General features: G+C 73.3%; 4 protein-coding genes. 3 read left to right on the top strand and 1 reads right to left on the bottom strand.

Annotated elements, in window-relative coordinates; genetic code table 11:
• Window positions 1–156, bottom strand: a 156-nt coding sequence (locus ACTIR_RS25300; protein ID WP_154663699.1) for a helix-turn-helix domain-containing protein, incomplete at its 3' end; no start/stop codon positions are given.
• Window positions 157–277: 121 nt separating this feature from the next.
• On the opposite strand from ACTIR_RS25300, the gene ACTIR_RS0108105 reads away from it, so the two are divergent.
• The 3 genes from ACTIR_RS0108105 to ACTIR_RS0108095 all read left to right on the top strand — a co-directional run.
• Window positions 278–1222 (top strand): CoA transferase subunit A, encoded by a 945-nt coding sequence (locus tag ACTIR_RS0108105; RefSeq protein ID WP_007025512.1) that lies wholly within the window; start codon window positions 278–280, stop codon window positions 1220–1222.
• A 3-nt stretch (window positions 1223–1225) separates the two neighbouring features.
• On the top strand, window positions 1226–1987 hold the full coding sequence (locus ACTIR_RS0108100; RefSeq protein WP_026453895.1) for a CoA-transferase subunit beta: 762 nt from the start codon (window positions 1226–1228) through the stop codon (window positions 1985–1987).
• 85 nt (window positions 1988–2072) lie between these two features.
• Window positions 2073–2839, top strand: a 767-nt coding sequence (locus ACTIR_RS0108095) for an acyl-CoA dehydrogenase family protein (RefSeq protein WP_026453894.1), incomplete at its 3' end; no start/stop codon positions are given.

Below are 2839 nucleotides of genomic sequence, written 5' to 3'. Positions count from 1 at the left end.
GGTGTTGCGCTCGAACAGCGGCACCCCGAGTTCCCGCTCCAGCGCGCGGATCCGCTGGGACAACGGCGGCTGCGCCATCCGCAGCCTGCGCGCCGCCCGGCCGAAGTGCAGCTCCTCGGCCACCGCGAGGAACGCGGCGACATGACGGATCTCCACGGGGCACCCCACCGGATCGGGAACTGATACGCCGATCGTCTCGGTCCGAGCCTAATCGAGTATTGGACGGCGATGAATGCGCCCTGGCACGGTGAGCACACGACCGCGGGAGGAGCCGCCGATGCCGGGCCGCAGAACGGACAAGAGGACGTCGCTGCACGACGCGATCGCCGCGCACGTCCGGGACGGCGACACCGTGTCCCTGGAGGGGTTCACCCACCTGATCCCCACGGCCGCCGGCCACGAGATCATCCGGCAGGGTCGGCGGGACCTGACCGTCGTGCGGATGACCGCCGACATCGTCGTCGACCAGATGCTGGCCGCCGGGTGCGTGCGCAAGCTGGTGTCGTCGTTCGTGGGCAACTCCTCGGCCGGGTCACTGGGCAACCTGCGCGGCCGCATCGAGCGGGGGGTGCCCGCACCGCTGGAGTACGAGGAGTACAGCCACTACGGGATGATCTGCCGCTACCTCGCCGGGGCACAGCGGCTGCCGTTCTACCCGCTGCGCTCGTACGCGGGCAGCGACCTGCCGTCGGTCAACCCGGGCATCCGGAAGGTCGCCTCCCCGTTCCCCGGCCCCGACGGCGGCACCGAGCACATCTACGTGGTGCCACCGGTGCACCCGGACGTGACGATCGTGCACGCGCAACGCGCCGACCGGGCCGGCAACGCCCAACTGTGGGGCCTGACCGGGGTGCAGGCCGAGGCCGTGTTCGCCGCGGAGCGGGCCGTCGTGGTGGTCGAGGAGATCGTCGCCGACGAGGTCGTGCGCTCCGACCCGAACCGCACCCTCATCCCCGCGCACGCCGTGGACGCCGTGGTCGAGTGCCCGCGCGGCGCGCACCCCTCGTTCGCCCAGGGCTACTACGACCGGGACAACACGTTCTACCGCTCGTGGTCGGCGATCAGCGCCGATCCCCGGCGCCTGCGCGAGTGGCTCACCGAATGGGTGTACGGCACCCGGGAGCACGCCGAGTACGTCGCCAAGCTCGGCGGCGACGTCCGGGACCGGCTGGCCGTGGGCGACGCACTCAGCGCGCCGGTGAACTACGGAAGGCGGTTGTGACAGGTGGCCCCGGTGACCTCCTCCGAACTCGTGTCCGTCGTCGCCGCGCGGGAACTCGCGGACACCGGCACGGTCTTCGCCGGGATCGGGCTGCCGACCCTGGCGGCGTCGCTGGCGCAACACACCGTGGCCCCCGACCTGGAGGTCGTCTACGAGTCGGGGGTGTGCGGCGCGCACCCGGACGGCCTGCCCGAGACGATCGCCGACGCCGTGCTGGTGACCGGCGCCGAGGCCGTGCTGGACATGCCCACCCTGTTCGGGTCGGTGCTGCAGGGCGGCCACATCGACGTCGGGTTCCTCGGCGCCGCGCAGATCGACCGGTGGGGCAACCTCAACTCGTCGGTGATCGGCGACTGGCACGCGCCCCGGGTGCGGCTGCCCGGCCCCGGGGGCGCGACCGAGGTGATGGCGGGCGCGGACGCGGTGTTCGTCGTCATGCGCCGACACGACCCACGGTCCTTCGTGGACGAACTGGACTTCTGCACCTCACCCGGCCCGGACCGGGCACTCGCGGACGGCGTCCGCCCCGCCGGACGCGGCGTCACCCGCGTGATCACCGACCTGGGCGTGCTGTCCCGGGACGGCGTGGGGCAGGAACTCACCCTCACGGCGCTGCGGCGGGGCGTGAGCGTGGAGCGGGTGCGCGCCGCCACCGGATGGCCCCTGCGGGTCGCCGCCGACCCGGCCACCCTCGCCGACCCCACCGACGCGGAACTGGCGACGCTGCGCACCGCGATCGATCCCGAGCGGGTGTACCTGCGCTGACCCCCGCACGACGAATCCCCACGCGGACCCGCCTCCGTCCGCGTGGAACACCGCACACCGCGGACCACCGACCGAGAGGAGCACCGTGCTGGCACGTGACTTCGGGCTGACCGGGACACAGCTCGACTTCCGCAGGATGGCGGCCGAGTTCGTCGACGCCGAGATCGCCCCGTACGCCCGCGACTGGGACCGCGCCGAGCGCGTCCCCGACTCCGTCGTGACCCGGCTCGGCGAACTGGGCTTCCTCGGGTTGGGCGTGCCCGAGTCCTACGGCGGCGTCGAGGCCGACATGCTGTCCACCGTCCTGGTGACCGAGGAACTGGGCCGGGGCGACTCCGCCGTGCGCGGCATCGTGTCCGTCTCGCTCGGCCTGGTCGCCAAGACGATCCTCGCGCACGGCGGCGAGGAACAGAAGCAACGGTGGCTGCCCCGCCTCACCGCGGGCGAGGCGCTGGGCTGCTTCGCCCTCACCGAGCCGGAGACCGGGTCCGACGCGGGCTCGCTGCGCACCCGCGCCACCGCCGACGGCGACGACTGGGTGCTGTCCGGCAGCAAGATGTTCATCACCAACGGCACCCGCGCCGAGGTCGCGCTCACCTTCGCCCGCACCGACGACGGGGTCACCGCGTTCCTGGTGCCGACCGACTCGGCCGGGTTCACCGCCACCGAGATCCACGGCAAGCTCGGGCTGCGCGGCCAGGCCACCGCCGAGCTCGCCCTCGACGACGTGCGGGTGCCCGACTCCGCCCGGCTCGGACCGGTCGGCAAGGGACTGGGGATCGCACTGGGCGCCCTCTCCCGCGGCCGGATCTCCGTCGCGGCGGGTGCGGTCGGCGTGGCGCAGGCGGCGCT

The organism is Saccharomonospora iraqiensis subsp. iraqiensis, from assembly GCF_000430445.1.
GTDB classification, from domain to species: domain Bacteria; phylum Actinomycetota; class Actinomycetes; order Mycobacteriales; family Pseudonocardiaceae; genus Saccharomonospora; species Saccharomonospora iraqiensis.
This window is presented reverse-complemented; position numbering and strand designations above follow the sequence as displayed.

Bases quoted from the DNA above. Each gene is read 5' to 3' on its own strand.
- ACTIR_RS0108105 (WP_007025512.1), top strand. From the start codon at position 278: ATGCCGGGCCGCAGAACGGACAAGAGGACGTCGCTGCACGACGCGATC.